Annotated in this window: 13 protein-coding genes; 7 read left to right on the forward strand and 6 right to left on the reverse strand. The window is 70.8% G+C overall.

From position 1 onward, the window contains the following. Positions 1–265: 265 nt before the first annotated feature. The gene (locus OG226_RS45425; protein WP_328685359.1) at positions 266–1,411 is read right to left on the reverse strand and encodes an aminoglycoside phosphotransferase family protein; all 1,146 of its coding nucleotides are present in this window, start codon (positions 1,409–1,411) and stop codon (positions 266–268) included. 243 nt (positions 1,412–1,654) lie between these two features. On the opposite strand from OG226_RS45425, the gene OG226_RS45430 reads away from it, so the two are divergent. Then, entirely contained in the window at positions 1,655–3,163 is a 1,509-nt protein-coding gene (locus OG226_RS45430; RefSeq protein ID WP_329352407.1) for a DNA-binding protein NsdB, read from the forward strand. Between the two features lie 51 nt (positions 3,164–3,214). Here the strand turns inward: OG226_RS45430 and OG226_RS45435 are convergent, their stop codons facing one another. Next, positions 3,215–4,642, reverse strand: a complete 1,428-nt coding sequence (locus OG226_RS45435) for a PP2C family protein-serine/threonine phosphatase (protein ID WP_329352408.1) — start codon at positions 4,640–4,642, stop codon at positions 3,215–3,217. A gap of 539 nt (positions 4,643–5,181) precedes the next feature. Here OG226_RS45435 and OG226_RS45440 point away from each other — a divergent pair. Continuing rightward, a complete protein-coding gene (locus tag OG226_RS45440; protein WP_329352410.1) occupies positions 5,182–7,455 on the forward strand; it encodes a M4 family metallopeptidase in 2,274 nt (757 codons plus the stop codon). A 135-nt stretch (positions 7,456–7,590) separates the two neighbouring features. Continuing rightward, a complete protein-coding gene (gene murJ, locus OG226_RS45445; protein WP_329352412.1) occupies positions 7,591–9,270 on the forward strand; it encodes a murein biosynthesis integral membrane protein MurJ in 1,680 nt (559 codons plus the stop codon). 42 nt (positions 9,271–9,312) lie between these two features. Here the strand turns inward: murJ and OG226_RS45450 are convergent, their stop codons facing one another. After that, on the reverse strand, positions 9,313–10,200 hold the full coding sequence (locus OG226_RS45450) for an SDR family NAD(P)-dependent oxidoreductase (protein ID WP_329352414.1): 888 nt from the start codon (positions 10,198–10,200) through the stop codon (positions 9,313–9,315). A 71-nt stretch (positions 10,201–10,271) separates the two neighbouring features. Between OG226_RS45450 and OG226_RS45455 the strand changes: the two genes are divergently transcribed. After that, a complete protein-coding gene (locus OG226_RS45455; protein WP_329352416.1) occupies positions 10,272–11,213 on the forward strand; it encodes a LysR family transcriptional regulator in 942 nt (313 codons plus the stop codon). 153 nt (positions 11,214–11,366) lie between these two features. Here OG226_RS45455 and OG226_RS45460 read toward each other — a convergent pair whose 3' ends face one another. Further along, the gene (locus tag OG226_RS45460) at positions 11,367–12,527 is read right to left on the reverse strand and encodes an MFS transporter (protein WP_329353706.1); all 1,161 of its coding nucleotides are present in this window, start codon (positions 12,525–12,527) and stop codon (positions 11,367–11,369) included. 252 nt (positions 12,528–12,779) lie between these two features. On the opposite strand from OG226_RS45460, the gene OG226_RS45465 reads away from it, so the two are divergent. Further along, complete coding sequence (locus OG226_RS45465) at positions 12,780–13,193, forward strand: SsgA family sporulation/cell division regulator (protein WP_328685366.1); 414 nt, start codon at positions 12,780–12,782, stop codon at positions 13,191–13,193. Positions 13,194–13,340: 147 nt separating this feature from the next. Continuing rightward, positions 13,341–15,371: a phosphocholine-specific phospholipase C gene (locus OG226_RS45470; RefSeq protein ID WP_328685367.1), complete on the forward strand. Its 2,031-nt coding sequence runs from the start codon at positions 13,341–13,343 to the stop codon at positions 15,369–15,371. Here OG226_RS45470 and OG226_RS45475 read toward each other — a convergent pair. Both OG226_RS45475 and OG226_RS45480 read right to left on the reverse strand, forming a co-directional pair. Next, a complete protein-coding gene (locus OG226_RS45475; protein WP_328685368.1) occupies positions 15,361–16,386 on the reverse strand; it encodes a Gfo/Idh/MocA family protein in 1,026 nt (341 codons plus the stop codon). The genes OG226_RS45470 and OG226_RS45475 overlap by 11 nt on opposite strands. 91 nt (positions 16,387–16,477) lie before the next feature. Then, positions 16,478–17,578: a baeRF3 domain-containing protein gene (locus OG226_RS45480; RefSeq protein WP_328685369.1), complete on the reverse strand. Its 1,101-nt coding sequence runs from the start codon at positions 17,576–17,578 to the stop codon at positions 16,478–16,480. 169 nt (positions 17,579–17,747) lie between these two features. On the opposite strand from OG226_RS45480, the gene OG226_RS45485 reads away from it, so the two are divergent. After that, positions 17,748–19,010 carry an arginine deiminase gene (locus tag OG226_RS45485; RefSeq protein ID WP_328685370.1) on the forward strand — a complete coding sequence of 421 codons (1,263 nt, stop codon included), beginning with the start codon at positions 17,748–17,750 and terminating at the stop codon, positions 19,008–19,010. The last annotated feature ends 112 nt before the right edge of the window (positions 19,011–19,122 follow it).

Consider the following 19,122-nt stretch of genomic DNA (forward strand, 5'->3'; position numbering starts at 1 on the left):
CGTGCGTCAGTGGTATCGGCTGGCCGACGATCCGTCAATCATGCCCAGAGGGAGACGATTTCCCATGTCAACGGGGGATGCGAGGAGTTTCGTGGCGGCGACTCCCGGGCCTGCGGGGCGTCAGTGGAGTACACCAATGGGGGAGTGCGGCGGGGCCCCGGCAGATATATGTCGGCCGGACACATAGGGGTCGGCCATATGTCGGCCGGACACACGAAGGTCCGGGGTGCGCCGCTGCAGGGCGCACCCCGGACCTTCGTCCCCGTCAGCGAGTGCCGACCGCCGCACGCACGGCCCGTCGGGCCATCTGGCAGTCGTCGTGCAGCCGCCTCAGCAGCAGCCGTTGTTCCTCGCCGGACGGCGCAGCACCCGGGTGGGCCACCACTCCCGGTGCCGCCGGGGTCGAGTCATGCATCGAACGCTGCACGGCCATCTCGTAGGTACGGATCTCGCGGGTGAGTACGAGCATCAGGTTCACCAGGAACGCGTCACGCGAGGCCGGTCCCGCCGACTGCGCGATCTGACTGATCTGCCGCCGGGCCACCGGCGCGTCCCCGAGGACCGCCCACAGCGTGGCCAGGTCGTAGCCCGGCAGGTACCAGCCGGCGTGCTCCCAGTCCACCAGCACTGGACCGGCCGGTGAGAGAAGGATGTTGGACAGCAGGGCGTCACCGTGACAGAACTGGCCCATCCCGCCCCGGCCCGCCGAGTGCGCGATGCCGTGCAGCAGCTTCTGCAGGTCTCCCATGTCCCGGTCGGTGAGCAGCCCCAGCTCGTGGAAGCGGGAGATGCGGGCCGCGTAGTCCAGCGGGGCGTCGAACGTGCCCGCCGGCGGCCGCCAGGCGTTCAGCCGGCAGATGGAGCCGAGCGCCGCCCGGATGTCCGCCCGCGGCGGGGCCTCCGCCGGGTGCCGGTGCAGCGCCGCCACCCGGCCCGGCATCCGCTCGATGACCAGCGTGCAGTTGTCCGGGTCCGCCGCGATCAGGCGCGGCACCCGCACCGGTGGGCGGTGCCGGACGAACGAGCGGTACGCGGCTATCTCGTGCCGGATCCGCTCGGCCCACGCGGGGGAGTGGTCCAGTAAACACTTCGCAACAGCCGTGCTGCGTCCGGTCGTTCCGACCAGAAGCACCGAGCGCCCGTTGCGGCGTAGCACCTGCACCGGAGCGAACTCCGGGCAGATCCGGTGCACCGACGCGATCGCCGTACGCAACTGGGCGCCCTGAGGGCCGGACAAGTCGAGTCTCCCGCTGAGGGGTTGGGGGCCGAGCCCGGGAACGCGCCGCGGCCTGCCCGCGCCGAGCACGGGGGCGGCCGCCGGCCGCGCCGGGTCGAGGTAGGGGCCGCCGACGCCCGGGCGGGGGTGCAGCGACCGGGGCGGGGCGGACACGGAGGACGATGCTGTGTACATGGGAGGTACAGATCCCTTCGTGTGCCTGCAGTGCCTGTCCAAACAAACGCGCTGCCCGGCCCGGTCCCACGGGATCACCCTGGGGAATGTCCCTCGGTGACCGGGTCGGGGTGGCGCGTTCCTACCTGACACCAGATGCGCAGTGGCACACCATCTGGCGCACCCTGGCGAACCCTGGCGAATAGTCGCCCGGCAACCCGCGCCGGGCTATGTTCAAGTCAGCCGAGAACCTGGGGGCTTGACGTGAACGGACAACCCAACTCCCGTCTCTCGGACCTGTTCGGCCTGGCCGGCTGGTCCAAGGGCGAGCTCGCGCGGCGGGTCAACCGGCAGGCGGCGGCCATGGGCCACCCCCAGCTGTCGACCGACACCTCGCGGGTACGGCGTTGGATCGACACGGGAGAGATCCCGCGCGATCCGGTGCCGAGGGTGCTGGCGGCTCTGTTCACCGAGCGTCTCGGCCGTGTCGTGACCATCGAGGACCTCGGTCTGGTCCGGCACGGGCGTACGGGAAAACGGCCCGACGACGGGAGTGTGGAACATCCCGACGGTGTGCCGTGGGCGCCCGAACGGACAGCTGCGGTCCTCACCGAATTCACGGGAATGGACCTCATGCTCAACCGACGCGGCTTGGTGGGCGCGGGCGCCGCGCTCGCCGCAGGCTCCGCACTCAGCAGCGCCATGTACGCATGGCTGCACTCCGATCCGACTCTTTCCGCCGACGCTCCCCGGTTCGACGATCCCCTGCACGCCGACCCCGCTGGGTTCGACCGCTACGAGGCCGCCCCCATCGGGTCGCAGGAGATCGAGGAACTGGAGGAGTCCGTCAAGGTGTTCCGTGCCTGGGACGCGGCCCGCGGCGGCGGGCTGCAACGCAAGGCCGTGGTGGGACAACTCAACGAGGTGGGCGGCATGCTCGCCTACCGGCACCCCGCCGATGTACAGCGGCGCCTGTGGGGCGTCGCCGCCAATCTCGCCGTACTCGCGGGCTGGATGTCGCACGACGTCGGCCTGGAGCCCACGGCCCAGAAGTACTTCGTCATCGCCGCCCACGCGGCCCGTGAGGGCGGCGACCGGCCCCGCGCCGGGGAGGCGCTCTCACGGGCGGCTCGCCAGATGGTGCACCTGGGCCGGCCCGACGACGCACTCGATCTCATGAAACTCGCCAAGACCGGTTCCGGCGACGAGGTGCTGCCGCGCACCCAGGCGATGCTCTGCACCATCGAGGCCTGGGCACAGGCGTCGATGGGCAAGGGTCAGGCCATGCGCCGCACCCTCGGCCAGGCGGAGGACCTCTTCGTCTCCGACCGCGGTGACGTACCGCCCCCGAGCTGGATGCAGACGTTCAAGGAGGAGGATCTCTACGGCATGCAGGCCCTGGCCTACCGCACCCTGGCCGAGCACGAGCCCGGAGCGGCCGTGCACGCCCAGTACTTCGCGTCGAAGGCCCTGGCGCTGCGGGTCGACGGACGGCAGCGGTCGAAGATCTTCGACTTCCTGTCGATGGCCTCGGCCTGCTTCATCGCCGACGACCCCGAACAGGCGGACAGGTACGCGCGGTTGGCCCTGGCGTCGATGGGATCGAACTCCTCCCACCGCACCTGGGACCGGCTGCGCGAGATGTACCGGCTCACCGCCCAGTACGCCGGCTATCCGAGGATCCACGAACTGCGGGAGGAGATCGAACTCGCGCTGCCGAAGACCCAGTCCAAGAGCCCGAGGGCCAAGGGCGGCAACAGCGCACAGGCATAAGGGGTTTGTGCGACTCCTTCCGCACAGGGAGTTCGTACAGCCGCTTCCTTCTCAGGTCGTCCTGGCGACGAGCACGCACGCGTCGTCCGCGCGCTCGGTGTCGCCGAACTCCTCCACGACCATCCGTACGCAGTCCTGTGCGGTGCGTGCCTCGCCGAACCGCGGGGCCAGGTCGAGGAGTTGGCGCACGGCGGCCTCTCCACTGTGCCCCGGCACCAGTCCGTCGGTGTGCAGCAGGAGGACGTCGCCGGCTTCGAGGGTTTCCTCGGCCTGTCCGTAGGCCGCCCCCGAGGTGGCGCCGAGCAGCACGCCGTCCGGTGCGCTCAGCACGCGCCCCGTCCCGCCGCGGAACAGCAGCGGGGCGGGGTGTCCTGCCTGCGCCCACGCCAGGGTGCGGGTCTCGGGCCGGTAGCGGCAGCACACCGCGCTGCCCAGGGCCGGTTGGACGGTGGCGTCGAGTAACTGGTTGAGCCAGGACATCAGTTGACCGGGCTCCGTGCCCGCCATCGCCATGCCGCGCAGGGCGCCGAGCAGCATCGCCATGCCCGAGGTGACGGCGACACCGTGTCCGGTGAGGTCGCCGACGCTCAACAGCGTTGCGCCGTCGGACAGTTGGAGCGCGTCGTACCAGTCGCCGCCGATCAGCGCGCTCGTGGAGGAGGGCAGATAGCGGGCGGCCAGGTCCAGTGTCTCCGGCCCCTGGTGCGGGAGCCGCAGGGAGCCGCGCCACGGCGGCAGCACGGCCTCCTGCAGCTCGACCGCGAGCCTGCGCTCGGTCTGCGCGTGGTGCCGGTGGAGCTGCAGCGAGTCACGGGTCTCGCTCACGGTCCGCTGGCTGCGGCGCAGTTCGCTGACGTCCCGCAGTACGGCCCACATCGAGGCGGTGCCGCCGTCGGCGTCGAGCACGGGCTCGCCCATCATGTGCACGGTCCGTACGGTGCCGTCGGGCCGCACGATGCGGAACTCGCCGTCGATCGGCTTGGCGTCGATCAGGCAGTCCGTGACCATCGTGGTCAGCGCGGGCCGGTCCTCGTCGAGGATCAGGGACGGCAGTTCGTCCAGGGTGAGCGGGGGAGCGGACGGGTCACGGCCGAGGATCTGGTACAGCTCCCCGGACCAACTCGCTTCGTCCGTCAGCAGATTCCACTCCGCGCTGCCGACCCGGCTGAGCAGCGGGTCCTCACGAGGCGCTTCCGGTACGGCAGTCGGGGCCGGCGCTGTTTCCACGGCCGTCGGCACGGGCGGCGGGCCGTCCCGCAGCTGGGCCAAGTGCTCGTCGAGATCGTTGAGTTGATGCAGCGCCAGATCGCACAGCGCCCGCTGCCACCGCTCGCGCGGGTCCGCACCGTCGTGCTGCGCGTCCCGTCGTACGGCGTCCACGTCGCCCATGAGCCGCCGCGCCTGCGATATCAACGCGTCGACCGAACCACGCGCGGGCGGCTGGGCGGCGGGGCGGTCCGCGGAGAGGTGGGACGGCATGACGCACTCCGATGCGGGGACGGTACGACCAAGGCGGATGGAGGGACCGGTTACGACTGTCGCACAGGCTGCGACGCCCTGTAAGGGATTTGGCAACACACGATCCGGTGGTGCTTCTGGCATATGCCAGCGTCTCCGCGGGCGACTGGTGCCGTGCCCGTGGCGCGGTTGTCCTGGTGCGGCAAGTCGTATGCGCCGTACGCGAGTTGAAGGACTGATTACCCTTCCGGGTCGTCATTCAACCACCTGTTCGACGGCCTGCCGTTCCCGTGCGGCGCGGACGCCTGGGGCGAGGCTGAAAAGTGTTGTTCAAGTGAGTGATCCGCAGTACGCAACAGCCATTTTGAGACTTTGCTTTGTTATAGCCATGACAATTCTGTGAGCGTGATGCCACGCTGCTGTGCACCACGCTCACCGAGCGTTCACTCCTCCCTCACCTTTCCTCCCCGCACCCGCGCGCTCGCCGGACGGCCGTACCCCGGCCCGACCCGCTCTCCAGGACTCCACCGAGTCCGACCACCCCACATAAGGAGAACGCCTTGACCCGGCATGACCGTTATCCGCACCACCCCAGATACACCGCCGCCCTCGTGCTCACCGCGGTCGGCACCCTGCTGGCCGCCGGTATGCAGACCGGGGCCGCCTCCGCCGCTCCCGGTGGGCACACCGCCTCCGCGAAGATCCTGGCCACGCCTCGGGCCGGAGCGGCCCCGGCCGCCCTGTCGCCGTCGAAGCACGCCGCCCTCCTCAAGAGCGCGGGCGCGGCCGTCAAGAGCACGGCGAAGACCCTCGGCCTCGGCGCCAAGGAGAAGCTCCTCGTCAAGGACGTCAGCCAGGACGCCGACGGCACCACCCACACCCGCTACGAGCGGACGTACTCCGGGCTGCCCGTCCTCGGCGGCGACCTGGTCGTCCACGCCAAGAGCGGCCGCCTCACGGTCACCAAGGCCGCGAAGGCCGACCTGACCCTGCCGGACATCACCCCCAACGTGACGTCGGCGACGGTGAAGACCAAGGCGCTCGCGACCGCGTCCAAGGCGGGCGGCGAACAGGCCGAGCTCGACGGCGCCCCACGGCTCGTCGTCTGGGCCGCCGGAGCCAAGCCCGTCCTCGCCTGGGAGGCGGTGGTCGGCGGCTTCCAGGACGACGGCACGCCCAACGAACTGCATGTGATCACGGACGCCGACTCCGGCAAGGCCGTCTTCCAGTACCAGGGCATCGAAACGGGCACCGGCACCGGCCAGTTCAACGGAACGGTCCCGCTCGGCACCACGCTCTCCGGCTCGACGTACCAGCTCGTCGACGGCGACCGCGCCGGACACCGCACCTACGACCTGAACCAGGGCACCTCCGGCACCGGCACCCTCTTCACGGATGACAACGATGTCTGGGGTGACGGAACCCAGAGCAACCGGCAGACCGCGGGCGTGGACGTCGCGTTCGGCGCGTCGGCGACCTGGGACTACTACAAGGACGTCTTCGGCCGCAACGGCATACGCAACGACGGGGTGGCCGCCTACAGCCGGGCCCACTACGGCAACAACTACGTCAACGCGTTCTGGGACGACACCTGCTTCTGCATGACCTACGGCGACGGCTCGGGCAACACCCACCCGCTGACCGCGCTCGACGTGGCCGCGCACGAGATGAGCCACGGCGTCACCGCCGCCACCGCCGGCCTCACCTACTCCGGCGAGTCGGGCGGCCTCAACGAGGCCACCTCGGACATCTTCGCCGCCGCGGTGGAGTTCCACGCCAACCTGCCCGCCGACGTCCCCGACTACATGGTCGGCGAGAAGATCGACATCAACGGCAACGGCACACCGCTGCGTTACATGGACAAGCCCTCCAAGGACGGTGCGTCCCGCGACTACTGGAGCTCGACGCTCGGCAGCGTCGACGTCCACTACTCCTCGGGCCCGGCGAACCACCTCTTCTACCTGCTGTCCGAGGGCAGCGGCGCGAAGACCGTCAACGGGGTCGCCTACGACAGCCCCACCTACGACGGCGTGCCCGTCGCCGGCATCGGCATCGACAACGCCCAGAAGGTCTGGTACCGGGCGCTGACCACGTACATGACCTCGTCCACGAACTACGCCGGTGCCCGCACCGCGACCCTGCAGGCCGCCGCGGACCTCTTCGGCGCCTACAGCCCGACCTACCTCGCCGTGGCCGACGCATGGGCCGCGATCAACGTGGGAAGCCGGATCGCGCTCGGCGTCAACCTGGCCCCGGTCGCCGCCCAGATCAGCGGAGTCGGCCAGGCCGTGTCCCTGCAGACGGACGCGTACACCACCAACTCCGGTGCGGGCCTGACCTATTCGGCCACGGGACTGCCCGACGGCCTGACCATCAGCAGCACCGGTCTGATCTCCGGCATCCCGACCACCCTGGGGACCAGTGACGTCACGGTGACCGTCACCGACGACACGGGCGCGAGTGCCACCGCCACCTTCAGCTGGCGGATCGCCAACATCTACGCCAGTGCCACCCGCGTCGACATCCCCGACAACGCCGGCGCCGTGGAGTCCCCGATCACGGTCACCGGCCGCGACGGCAACGCCTCGGCCACCACCCAGGTCTACGTCAAGATCGTCCACACCTACCGCGGCGACCTGACCGTCGACCTCGTGGGTCCGAACGGGACGGTCTACTCCCTGCTGAACCGCTCCGGCGGCTCGGCGGACAACGTCGACCAGACCTTCACCGTCGACGCCTCCGCCCAACCGGTCAACGGCACCTGGAAGTTGCGGGTGCAGGACCATGCGGGGGTCGACATCGGCTACATCGAGCAGTGGCAGCTCACCCCGTGAACCGAGCTGTCTAGCCTCGCGGTTGGGGGCTGAGGGGTTCGGACTCGGAGCCTGACAGCCCGAGTTGGTTCTGGCCGCGCCGGTATGCACGGAGGCGCGGCCAGAACCGACGTCCAGGGATCGTAGATTGAGCCCATGATCGAGGACAGTTCGCCCGAGCGGCCGGACCGCTTAGGGACACGACGGAGGCATGCCGCGCGGAGGAAGCCCGAAGGCGGTGGCGGACTGCTGCGGTCGACCGCGCTGATGGCGGCGGGCACCATGGTCTCGCGCGCCACCGGACTGATACGGATGGTGCTGCAGGGCGCCGCACTGGGCACCGGACTGCTGGCCACCACGTACAACCAGGCCAACACGGTGCCGACAAGCCTGTACTTCCTGCTGATCGGCGGCGCGCTGAACTCCGTCCTGGTCCCTGGGCTGGTCCGCGCCCGGACCGAGGACCCCGACGGCGGGGCCGCCTTCGAACAGCGCCTGGTCACCCTGGTGTTGTGCGTGCTCGGCATCGGGACCGCACTGGCCACGTGGGCCGCCCCCGAGATCATCAGCGTCTATCAGCACGACACACCCGCCACGCACGACGCCTTCCGACTGACCGTGGTGTTCGCCCGCTTCCTGCTCCCGCAGATCTTCCTCTACGGCGTCTTCAGCATCTTCGGCCAAGTCCTCAACGCCCGGAGCCGGTTCGGCGCGATGATGTGGACCCCGGTGCTCAACAACCTCGTCCTGATCACCATGTTCGGCCTCTACCTCGACCTGATGACCGCGCCGGAACAGGTCTCGGACATCACCGGCGCCCAGGTCCGGCTGCTCGGGATCGGGACCACGATCGCGCTGGCCGTCCAGGCACTCGCGCTGATCCCTTACGCCGTCGCGGCCGGGTTCCGGTTCCGCCCGCGTTTCGACTGGCGTGGCACCGGGCTGCGCAGGAGCGTCAACGCCGCACGCTGGACCCTGCTGTTCGTGCTGGCCAACCTGGCGGCGAGCACGGTGGTGACCCGGCTGGCCTCCGACGCGGACGCCGCCCGTCCCCGCGACGGTGTCGGGTACACCGCCTACAGCTACGCCCAGCAGATCTGGATGCTGCCCCAGTCGATCGTCACCGTCTCGCTCGTCACGGCCCTGCTCCCGCGCATGACCCGGGCCGTGGCCGAACACCGCGTCGACGACCTGCGGGCCGACCTGTCCCGCGCGCTGCGCGTCAGCGGTGTCGTGATCGTCCCGGCCGCCTTCTTCTTCCTCGCCTTCGGTCCGCAGACGGCCCGACTCCTGTTCGCCCACGGCTCCGCCGACGCCCCGGCCACCGCGCCGCTGGGCCACATGCTGCAGGCCTTCGGCCTGGGACTGATCCCGTTCTCCGCGCAGTACCTCCTGCTCCGCGGCTTCTACGCCTTCGAAGACACCCGTACGCCGTTCCGGATGGCGGTGTGGATCGGCGCCGTCAACATCGGCCTCGCCACGGCCTGCCACGTCCTGTTGCCTGCGAGCTGGGCGGTCACGGGGATGGCCGGCGCCTACGCGCTGTCGTACGCGATCGGGCTGCTGGTGACCGCGCTGCGCCTCCGGCGACGTACGGAAGGGCTCCTCGACGGACGCCGGATCTGTCGTACCTACGCGAAACTGACCACGGCCGCCGTCGCTGCGGGCGGGGTCGGGTGGCTCCTCTCCCGCGTCTGTGACGAGACCCTGGCCGCGGCCTCCTGGGCGCCCGCGCTCTCGCTGGCCGCGGGCGGCACCGCGATGGCGCTGCTGTTCCTGCTCCTGGCCCGGTTGCTGAGGATCGGGGAGTTGCGGAGCCTGCCCGGGCTGGGATGAGGGTCGAGGACCGGTGTCACCTGTACACGGATACCGCTGCCGTCACGGTGTGATCAGCCGGTCCTGTTCCACCGGCGGTGTGCCGCCGTACCAGTCCAGCGCCTTGCCGAAACGCACCAACTCGCCGTAGAGGGTGGGGTCGACGTGCTCGGCGAAGACGAGGTCGAGGACGGCGCTCGCCGCGTCGGCGGGGGACTGGGCCCGGCTGAAGTCGCTGAACCAGGGGCGGGAGGTGGCCGTGTCGACCATGCCAGGGCAGACGGAGGCGATCAACGTGCCGGTCGCGAGGTCGTGTTCGCGGCGTTCGGCGGCGACCGCGCGGACGGCGGCGACCTGGGCCACCTTCGAGGGCACGTTCAGCCAGCGCGGCCAGCCCGCCTCGGCCGTGGTGCGGTGGTGGACGGCGCCGCGCCAGGACTCGACGGCGTACTCGACCTGGTCCAGGCTCGCGCCGTCGAACAGGTCGTGCAGCGCGGGGTCCAGGTGACCGAGGGTGCCGAGGCTGCTGGCCACGACCAGGAGCCGGCCGCCCGGGCGCAGTACGGGGCCGAAGGAGCGCAGCATCGCGTGGGTGGCGGTGTTGGAGACGTCGATGAACTCGTCGGCGCGGGCCGCCTGCGACTCCCCGGGCAGCACCCGGGCCACGGCGTTCGAGATCACGATGTCGACCCCGCCGTAGCGCTGCCGGAGATCGTCGGCGAGGTGGGTGATCGCGTCGGTGTCGGTGACGTCCAGGACCCGGCCCTCGACCCGGCTGCGGGTGCCGGGCAGGCCGGCGGCCTCGTGGGCCGCGTCGGTGACGCGCCGCTCGTCGCGGCCGGTGAGCAGGACCAGGTCGTCGGGGCCCAGGCGGGCCGCCAGACCCTCGACGAGGGCGCGGCCGAGTCCTTGGTTGGCGCCCGTGACGAGGGCGATACGTGAAACGTTCATGACTGCCACGGTAGGAACCCGCCGGGTGTGCGTCCAACGAGACTTACGCACGGCTAGCATGCGTGATCGTCATGGACTTCACCGCTGTGTCACTCACCGCGCTGCGCGTCTTCCGCGCGGTCGCCGAACAGGGAACCTTCACCGCGGCCGCCGCGTCACTGGGCTACACCCAGTCCGCGGTGTCCCGCCAGATCGCCGCGATCGAGCGGGCCGCGGGCGCCGAACTGCTCGAACGGCGCCGCGACGGCGTACGGCTGACCCCGGCCGGCCGGATCGTCATGCGCAGGGCGACGGTCGTACTCGACGAGATCGACGCGACCGCGCGCGAACTGTCCGGTCTGCCGACGGAGGCCGCGACCGTCCGGCTGGGCTGGTTCCCCAGCGCGGGAGCGGTCCTGCTGCCCCGCGCCCTGGCCGCCCTGCGCCGCACCGACCCGGACCTGCACGTCGTCAGCCGGGAGGGCGGCACCCCGGCCCTGGTACGCGCCCTGCGCGCCGGCAGCCTCGACCTGGCGCTGCTGGCGTCGGCACCCCCGTTCCGCCCGCCGGACACCGAGTCACCACCGCTGGTGCTGCGCACCCTCACCGAGCGCCCGCTGTACCTCGCGGTGCCGGCCACGCATCCATTGGCCCGCGCCGACTACATCGACGTGGCCGACCTGCGCGGCCAGCGCTGGATCGCCGGACCCTCCTCCGGTGAGGACCGCCTGATGGGCGTATGGCCGGGGCTGGACGAGCGCCCGGAGATCGTCCACACCGCCCGCGACTGGCTCGCCAAGCTCCAACTCGTCGCGGCAGGCTTCGGGTTGACCACGGTGACCGCCTCCCTCGCCCCCGCCGCCCCACCGGGCGTACGCGTCCTCCCGGTACGCGGCGGCCCCCAGGAGCAACGCCGCCTCCTACTGGCCAGGGTTCCACAGACACCGACCGAAGCGGTTACCCGCGTGGGCGCCGCCCTCCGCCTGGCCGCGCTCGATGCGTACACCCCGAGCACGGAACCGGCACAGGAGTGACCTGCTCGGTCGGCCTGACCGAGGTTCCCAACTCGGGTGCGGTGGACGGTCTGTGGCCTGCGATCCGCCACCCGTGCGGCGAGGGGCAGCGGCAGGTCCTGTCGTCGGCGGTTTTTCGCGGTGGGCGCGGTGCCCGCATGGGGGGGGAGTTGGTCAGCCACCCGTCCTACCCTCCTCCCCAACACGGCGCCGCCCGGCCGACGTTGCCCCGCACCCCAACACCCGGGCACCCACCAACACCCCACAGGCCCCCACAGTCAGCAACCCGCCGACGAGGAACGTCTCCCGCACATCCGCCACCCGCAACACAAGCCCGCCGAGCGCCGCGCCGGCCGCGATACCGGCGTTGTAGGAACCGGAGTTGGCCGCGAGAGCGATGTCCGTACGTCCCGGTGCGCACTGGAGCATCGCGTTCTGGGCGGTCATGAACACCGGTCCGAGCGCACCGCCCATCAGGGTCAGGAACACCACGGCCGTCACGGGATGGGTGCCGAGCGCGTACAGGCCGAGCATGCCCACCGCCTGCATCGCTACGGCGGTGTTCAGCGCCGCCCGCGGACAGCGGTCCAGCACCGCCCCGGTGACCGTGACCCCGGCCAGGCACGCGACGCCGAACACCACCAAGAGGGCGCTGACCGCGCCCGGGGAGAAGCCGCTCACGTCGCCGAGGAACTTCACGACGTAGGTGAAGCCCGCGAACGACCCGGTGGCGGCCAGGGTCCCGGCCGCGAGAACGGTTCCGAACCGGCGGGCGTCGGGGTGGGTGCCGTAGGCCGCCCGCTCCCCGTCCGGACGTGAGGTCGGGAGCAGGGCCGCGATCGTCACCAGGGACATGAGCCCCAGGGCCGCCGGGACGGCGATCGGTACGGGCCAGCCCTCGCGGTGGCCCAGCCAGGTGCCGGCGGGCACTCCGAGTACGAGGGCCAGCGAACCGGCGACGGACAGCGCGCCGATGACCCGCCCCCGGACCTCGGGCGCGAACAGACCCACCGCGACCGGTCCCATCACGGCCCAGAACAGGGCCTGGGCGAGTGCGGTCAGGAGTCGGGCCGCCAGGAGCAGCCAGTACGACGTGGCCAGTGCTGCCATGGCGCTGGACACGACCAGCGCGGCCAGGAGTGCTGTGAGCACATGGCGCCGGGCCACACCCCGCATGACGTGGGCGAGTGGGACGGACGTGACCGCCACCGTCACGCCGTAGCCGGTGACCAGCAGTCCGACCGCCGGTACGGAGACCCGCAGGCTGCCGGCGATGAGTTCCAGGAGGCCGATCGGCAGGTTCTCCGCGGTGTTGAAGGTGAAGGCGGCCAGCATCAGGGCCGCGAGGACCGCCGACCTGTGCCACCGCGTCTGTCGTCCCCGTTCCGCGGCCCCGTCCATGGGGCCACCCCACCGGACCCACCCGTCCCACCGCAATCGAATTCACCGGCAGCCCCACGTCTCGACGGTGATGTGATGCAGGTCACATCAACTCGTTCGGGCTTCCGCGTAATGCAAAGGGCACCTGCGAGGTCGTACAGGCACACGGCAATCCGGCCGACCTCATGCCCGCAGTGGAGACCGACCATGGACATCACCCTCGAACAGTCCACCCGAGCCCGGTTGATCACGGCGGAGGAGACGGAGATCCCCGTGTCCGCCACGCTGCGCTACGTCGCCTCGGACCCGCTGGCCGTGCACCTCGACTTCCCGCCCGAGGTCTCCCTCGACGGCGAGGGTGTCACCTGGACCTTCGCCCGGTCGCTGCTGGAGGAGGGGCTGCGCAGGCCGGCCGGCGGCGGTGACGTGCACCTGTGGCCGTGCGGCGTGGCCCGTACGGTGCTGGAGTTCCACTCGCCGTTCGGACTCGCCCTGCTCCACTTCCGCACCCCGGAACTGCGCCGCTTCCTCCTGCGCACCTACGACGTGGTGGCCACCGGACAGGAGGACATGGGCGCGCTCGTCGACCGGGGGCTGAGCGCCCTGTTCGGGAACGTGTGATCGGCCGGGGGCAACTCGTCGCCCTGAAGGCGACTTTGACTTTTGTTCACCTCCATCTCACCGTCCCGGTATGGACCTTGGCGATCACCCCGTGCACCCTTGCGCGCGGTGTGCCGCTCGGGCACGCCGGTGACGAGGGTGGAGCGAATGACACCGATCAGCCGAAGAGGCTTCGTGGGGCTCGGTGCCACCGTGGCGGCGGGCATGGCGACGGGCGCCGGCGCACGGCCGGCGGTCGCGGCGCGGCGGGCGGCGGCGGCGACCGGCACGATCTCGGACGTGAAACACGTGGTGATCCTCATGCAGGAGAACCGCAGCTTCGACCACTACTTCGGGCGCCTGAAGGGCGTGCGTGGCTTCGACGACCGCAGTGGCATCACGCTGAACGGTGGCTACCCGGTCTTCGACCAGCCCAACGGCGGCGGCCGTCAGTACCCGTGGAAGCTGAGCGCCACGCCGGCCGCGGGCGGCCAGGACGGCGAGACCCTCGCCCAGTGCAACGGCGACCTGCCGCACTCCTGGTCGTCGCAGCACTCCGCGTGGAACAAGGGCCGCCTCGACAACTGGGTCTCCGGCGTCGGGAACGTCCGCTCGCTCGGCTACCTCGACCGCGCCGACATTCCCTTCCACTACGCGCTCGCCGACAACTACACGATCTGCGACGCCTACTTCTGCTCCACCCTCAGCGCGACCGGCCCCAACCGCACCTACCTGTGGAGCGGCAAGGTCGACTCCTCCAGCTACGACGGCGGTGACGAGTCCGGTCTCACCTGGCAGACCTACGCCGAGTCCCTGCAGAACGCCGGAGTGACCTGGAAGGTCTACCAGAACGCGCAGGACAACTACGGCGACAACGCCTGTGCCTATTTCAGGAACTTCACCAACTCCAAGGCGGGCAGCCCCCTTTACGACCGCGGCATGTCCTCCGTCCCGGCCACCACCGGCTCGACCCCCGACGACATCGCCGCCGCCATCAAGGCCGACGTCCTTGCCGGCACCCTCCCGCAGGTCTCCTGGGTCGTCCCCAACCAGGCCTTCTCCGAGCACCCTTACGCCCCGCCCGGCGACGGTGCCCACTTCGTCGGCCTCGTCTACCAGGCCCTCGCCGCCGACCCGGACGTCTTCGACTCGACCGTCCTGTTCCTCAACTACGACGAGAACGACGGCTACTTCGACCACGTCCCGCCGCCCGCCCCGCCCGCGGGCACCGACGGCGAGTTCCTCAACGGCGTCCCGTACGGCTTCGGCTTCCGCGTCCCGATGATCGTCATCTCGCCCTGGACACGCGGCGGTTGGGTCTCCTCGGAGGTCTTCGAGCACACCTCGGTCCTGCGCTTCCTGGAGACCTGGACCTCGACGCTGGGCAAGCCCGCGGCCTGCCCCAACATCAGCACCTGGCGCCGCAAGGTCAGCGGCGACCTGACCGGCGTCTTCGACTTCGCCCATCCCGTCTACGGCGCGGTGTCCCTGCCCGCGACGAGCGTCATCGGCCTCTCCACCTGCGGCCCGCTGCCCAACCCGGTGCCGACGAACAACGCCCTGCCCGTGCAGGAGACCGGGACCCGGCCCGCCCGCGCGCTGCCGTACCAGCCCAACGGGTACCTGGATCACCTGGAGTTCGGAGCGAGCGGCAAGATCCTCGCCTGGTTCGCCATGACCAACCAGGGCGGCGCCGCCAAGAGCGCCGCCCACCTCTCCATCCATCCCAACGCCTACCGCGACACCACGCCCTGGCAGTACACGGTCGACCCGGGCGGCACCGCCTCCGACTACTTCAACATCGGTACGGGCTACGGCAGCGGCAAGTACGACATCACCATGGTCGGCCCCAACCGCTTCCTGCGCCGCTTCCAGGGCGACGCGACCAAGGCGGGCAAGTCCGTTGAGGCGAGCACCCGTTACGCCGTCGAGCCGGGCACCGGCAAGTTGGCCGTCTACTTCAAGTTGGCCAACTCCTCCGCCGCGTCGGTGAAGTTCACCATCACCTCGAACCACTACCGCGGCGACGGACCGTGGGCCTACACCGTCGCCGCGGGCGCGTCCACGGAGGACTTCTTCAACGCCGTCGCGTACCAGGGCGGTTGGTACGACTTCACGGTCACCGTCGACTCCGACGCGACCTGGTCGCGCCGGTTCACCGGGCACCTGGAGTCGGGCACGGCGAGCGTCAGCGGCTGACGTCGGCGTACAGGTCCGGGCGCGGGGCGAGTCCGACGGTCACCCGGCCGCCGCTCTCCAGTGCCCGGACCCCGGCCTCGGCGACCGCGGAGGACGCGTAGCCGTCCCACACGCTCGGGCCGGTGACCAGGCCGCGCCGGGTGGCGTCGACCCACGACTGCACCTCACGGTCGTAGGCGTCCGCGAACCGGACGAGGTAGTCGAGCGGCACGTCCTCGTGGGCGCTGCCCCGCGTGGTGACGACCATCGAACGGTCCTCGCCGATCCGGGCGCTGCCCGCCTGGCACACGGCCTCGCAGCGCACCTGGTAGCCGAAGCCGGAGTTGACGAAGATCTCGACGTCGACGAGGGCACCGCCCTCGGTCTCGAAGAGCACCAGCTGCGGGTCGATCAGACCCTCCGGGGCGTTCGCCGACGAGCGCGGGCTGAGCACGGTCACCGCGGTGAGTTCCTGGCCGAGCAGCCAGCGGGCCGCGTCGATCTCGTGCGAGACGGAGCTGTCGATGAGCATCGCCGAGGTGAAGTACGGCGGCGACGACACATTGCGATGGACGCAGTGCAGCATCAGCGGGCGCCCCAACCGCCCGCTGTCCAGCAGGGACTTGAGGCCCTGGTACTCCGCGTCGTAGCGCCGCATGAACCCGATCTGCGCGAGCCGTCGCCCGAGGCGGGCCTCCGCCTCCACCACCCGGAGCGCTCCGGTGGAGTCGGGCACCATGGGCTTCTCGCACAGCACCGGCAGTCCGCGCGCGAAGGCCGCGAGCAGCGCCTCCTCGTGCGCGGGACCCGGCGAGGCGATGAGCACCGCCTCGACCCCGGGGGCGTCCAGCGCGGCCACGGCGTCCGCGTGCACCGCGACCGTGTCCAGACCGGCCACCGCTTCCTTGGCGCGATCCGTGTCCGGGTCGGCGACCGCGGCGACCCTGGCGCCGCTCACCACCTGGTCGAGGCGTCGTATGTGGTCGGCTCCCATGTGTCCCGCACCCAGCACGGCCACGCCCAGCAGGTCACCCACGTGTGCACTCCCTCTCCGTCGACGATCACGCCGTAGCGTACGCCGTAGGGGGAGGGGGCCTCCGGAATGCGCGGGGGCCCGGCAGGTGGGTTCAGTAGCGCAGCACGCCCGCGATGCCGTCCGCGTCGTTCAGGGTGCCGTCGGGGACGAAGCGGACGTCGGCGCCGGTCTCCAGACACTGTTCGACGATCTCGTCCACGATGTCCTCGCGGGCGTCGAGGTCGCTGCCGTCGGCCGGGACCAGATGGTCGCCGTGTCCGTCGCGGACCGTGACGCGGTAGTTCTCCTCGACGGCCAGCAGCCGGATCCGGCCCTCGCGGGCGTTCTGCCAGACCTCGTCGACGCCGGCCGCGAACTCCTTGCGCCCGCGCGCCGATTCGAGTTCCCGGGTCACGGTGACGGTGCTCTTGCGCGCCTCGGCGTCGACCAGCGGCCGCACCGCCTGCCACACGGCGTCGGGCGTGCCGTGCGCGAGGCCGCCGTGCGCGATGTGCACCGCGTCCTTCGTGGCGCTGCCGACCTCGTCGAAGGCGGACAGGGCGGCCTGTTCGCCGGTGACGTAGAGCGGGCGCCGGTGCTCGCGCAGGATCCGGCCCATCGCGGTGTCCGCCTCGCGCAGGAAGTGGCGGGTGTCCTCGTCGCGGAAGGTGCTCGGGATGTCCCCGATCCGCTCCTGGCGCTCGGCGTCGAAGTTGTCCCGGTGGTCGCGGGTCAGCGGGAAGCCGCCGGTGCGGGTCTCGGTGACCCGGTCGACACCGCCGTTCCACAGCGTCACGCGGTCCGCGGCGAGGGACAGCACCCAGAACGGGCGCTCGGAGGCCTGCGCGGAGACGAGATTCCGGGTGAGGAACGTGTCGGAGAGCACCACACGTTCCGGCACGGACCTGGCGAGGGACCACACCTGGTGCTCGCCCGGCGCGGCGAAGATCACCAGACCGTCCTCGGCGTGCGCCAGATCGATCTCGGCGAGGGCCTGGTCGAGCTGCCGGGACACGTCGACGCGCCGCTCCCGGGGGACCGCGGGATCGGCCTCCAGCTGCTTCTTGGCCTCGGCCAGCACATTGCGCAGCCGGACCGGATCCTGGGCGTTGTCGGGCTCGCGACGATGCGTCGGGGTGAGCACGGAGACCGCGGGGTAAGGGCGCGGGCGCCGCAGTTCGGTGAGGGTGGCGGGACTCAGTGCGTGCTCCATAACAGCACGATAGGGCCGATCGGCGGATGGGGCATATGGGGGAAGACCGCCAGGCAAATCAGGCAATTCATTGCTAACGTCCCTCGGGCCACGCAGGACGCCACCACGGACGCCCGCTCTCCACCGTCCGCCCGACCCCGTCTCCGACCTCCGGAAGGGTGCGTGCACCGTGACCAGTCAGGACACCGTGGACCGGCATGAGTACGGCGTCCACTCCGAGGTCGGCCGACTGCGCAAGGTGCTGGTCTGCGCGCCGGGTCTGGCCCACCGCAGGCTCACCCCGACCAACTCCGCCGACCTGCTCTTCGACGACGTGATGTGGGTCGAGAACGCCCAGCGCGACCACGCCGACTTCGTCAACCAACTCCGCCAACGCGGCGTCGACGTCGTGGAGTTGCACGAACTGCTCGCCCAGACCATGACGATCCCCGCCGCCAGGGACTGGCTCCTGGACCGGAAGATCGTCGCGAACGAGGTCGGCCTCGGGATCGTCGACGCGACTCGCGCCTACCTGGAGAGCCTCGAACCGGCCGACCTGGCCAGGTACTTGATCGGCGGCCTCGCCACCACCGACCTCCCCGACGACCACCGCACCGACTTCGTCGCCCTCGTCCGCGAGTCGACGGGCGTCGGCGAGTACCTGATGCCGCCCCTGCCCAACACCCTCTACACCCGCGACACGACCTGCTGGCTCTACGGCGGCCTCACCCTCAACCCGCTCTACTGGCCCGCCCGGCACGGCGAGACCCTGCTGATGAAGGCGATCTACACCTTCCACCCGGACTTCGCGGGCTCCGTCGTCTGGTGGGGCGACCCCGAACTCGACTGGGGGCAGGCCACGTTCGAGGGGGGCGACATCATGCCCGTCGGCAACGGCGTGGTCCTCATGGGCATGAGCGAGCGCACCTCGCGCCAGGCCATCACCCAAGTCGCCAAGGCGCTCTTCGACTTGGGCGCCGCCGAGCACGTCGTCGTCGCCGGGATGCCGAAGCTGCGTTCCGCGATGCACCTCGACACCGTCTTCACCTTCGCCGACCGCGACCTGGTGACCCTCTACCCGGCCATCATGGACGCCGTCCACACCTTCTCCCTGCGCCCCGCCGACAAGGGACCCGGCCTCGACATCGTCGACGAGGGCGCGACCCCGTTCACCGACGTCGTCGCCAAGGCGCTCGGCCTGCCCGAACTGCGCGTCGTGGAGACGGGCGGCGACGTCTACGCCTCCGAACGCCAGCAGTGGGACAGCGGCAACAACGCGGTCGCGCTGGAACCGGGCGTGGTCTTCACCTACGACCGCAACACCCAGACCAACACCCTGCTGCGCAAGGCCGGCGTCGAGGTCATCACGATCGTCGGCGCCGAGCTCGGGCGCGGCCGGGGCGGCGGGCACTGCATGACCTGCCCGATCGTGCGGGACCCCGTGGCGTTCTGAACGTCCGCGCACTTCACGGTTGTTGAGCAACTCTTTGCCCATGGCCGATTTCTGACGAGAGCCGCCCGGTGGAGCCCCGATCCGTGGATCTCGGGGACGCAAAGCGCGGCCG

Source organism: Streptomyces sp. NBC_01261, from assembly GCF_036226385.1.
In the GTDB taxonomy this organism is placed as follows: Bacteria; Actinomycetota; Actinomycetes; order Streptomycetales; family Streptomycetaceae; genus Streptomyces.

Coding starts and splice junctions, on each gene's coding strand:
- OG226_RS45425 (WP_328685359.1), bottom strand. CDS start 1,411: ATGTACACAGCATCGTCCTCCGTGTCCGCCCCGCCCCGGTCGCTGCAC.
- OG226_RS45435 (WP_329352408.1), bottom strand. CDS start 4,642: ATGCCGTCCCACCTCTCCGCGGACCGCCCCGCCGCCCAGCCGCCCGCG.
- murJ (WP_329352412.1), top strand. CDS start 7,591: ATGATCGAGGACAGTTCGCCCGAGCGGCCGGACCGCTTAGGGACACGA.
- OG226_RS45450 (WP_329352414.1), bottom strand. CDS start 10,200: ATGAACGTTTCACGTATCGCCCTCGTCACGGGCGCCAACCAAGGACTC.
- OG226_RS45455 (WP_329352416.1), top strand. CDS start 10,272: ATGGACTTCACCGCTGTGTCACTCACCGCGCTGCGCGTCTTCCGCGCG.
- OG226_RS45460 (WP_329353706.1), bottom strand. CDS start 12,527: ATGCTGGCCGCCTTCACCTTCAACACCGCGGAGAACCTGCCGATCGGC.
- OG226_RS45465 (WP_328685366.1), top strand. CDS start 12,780: ATGGACATCACCCTCGAACAGTCCACCCGAGCCCGGTTGATCACGGCG.
- OG226_RS45470 (WP_328685367.1), top strand. CDS start 13,341: ATGACACCGATCAGCCGAAGAGGCTTCGTGGGGCTCGGTGCCACCGTG.
- OG226_RS45480 (WP_328685369.1), bottom strand. CDS start 17,578: ATGGAGCACGCACTGAGTCCCGCCACCCTCACCGAACTGCGGCGCCCG.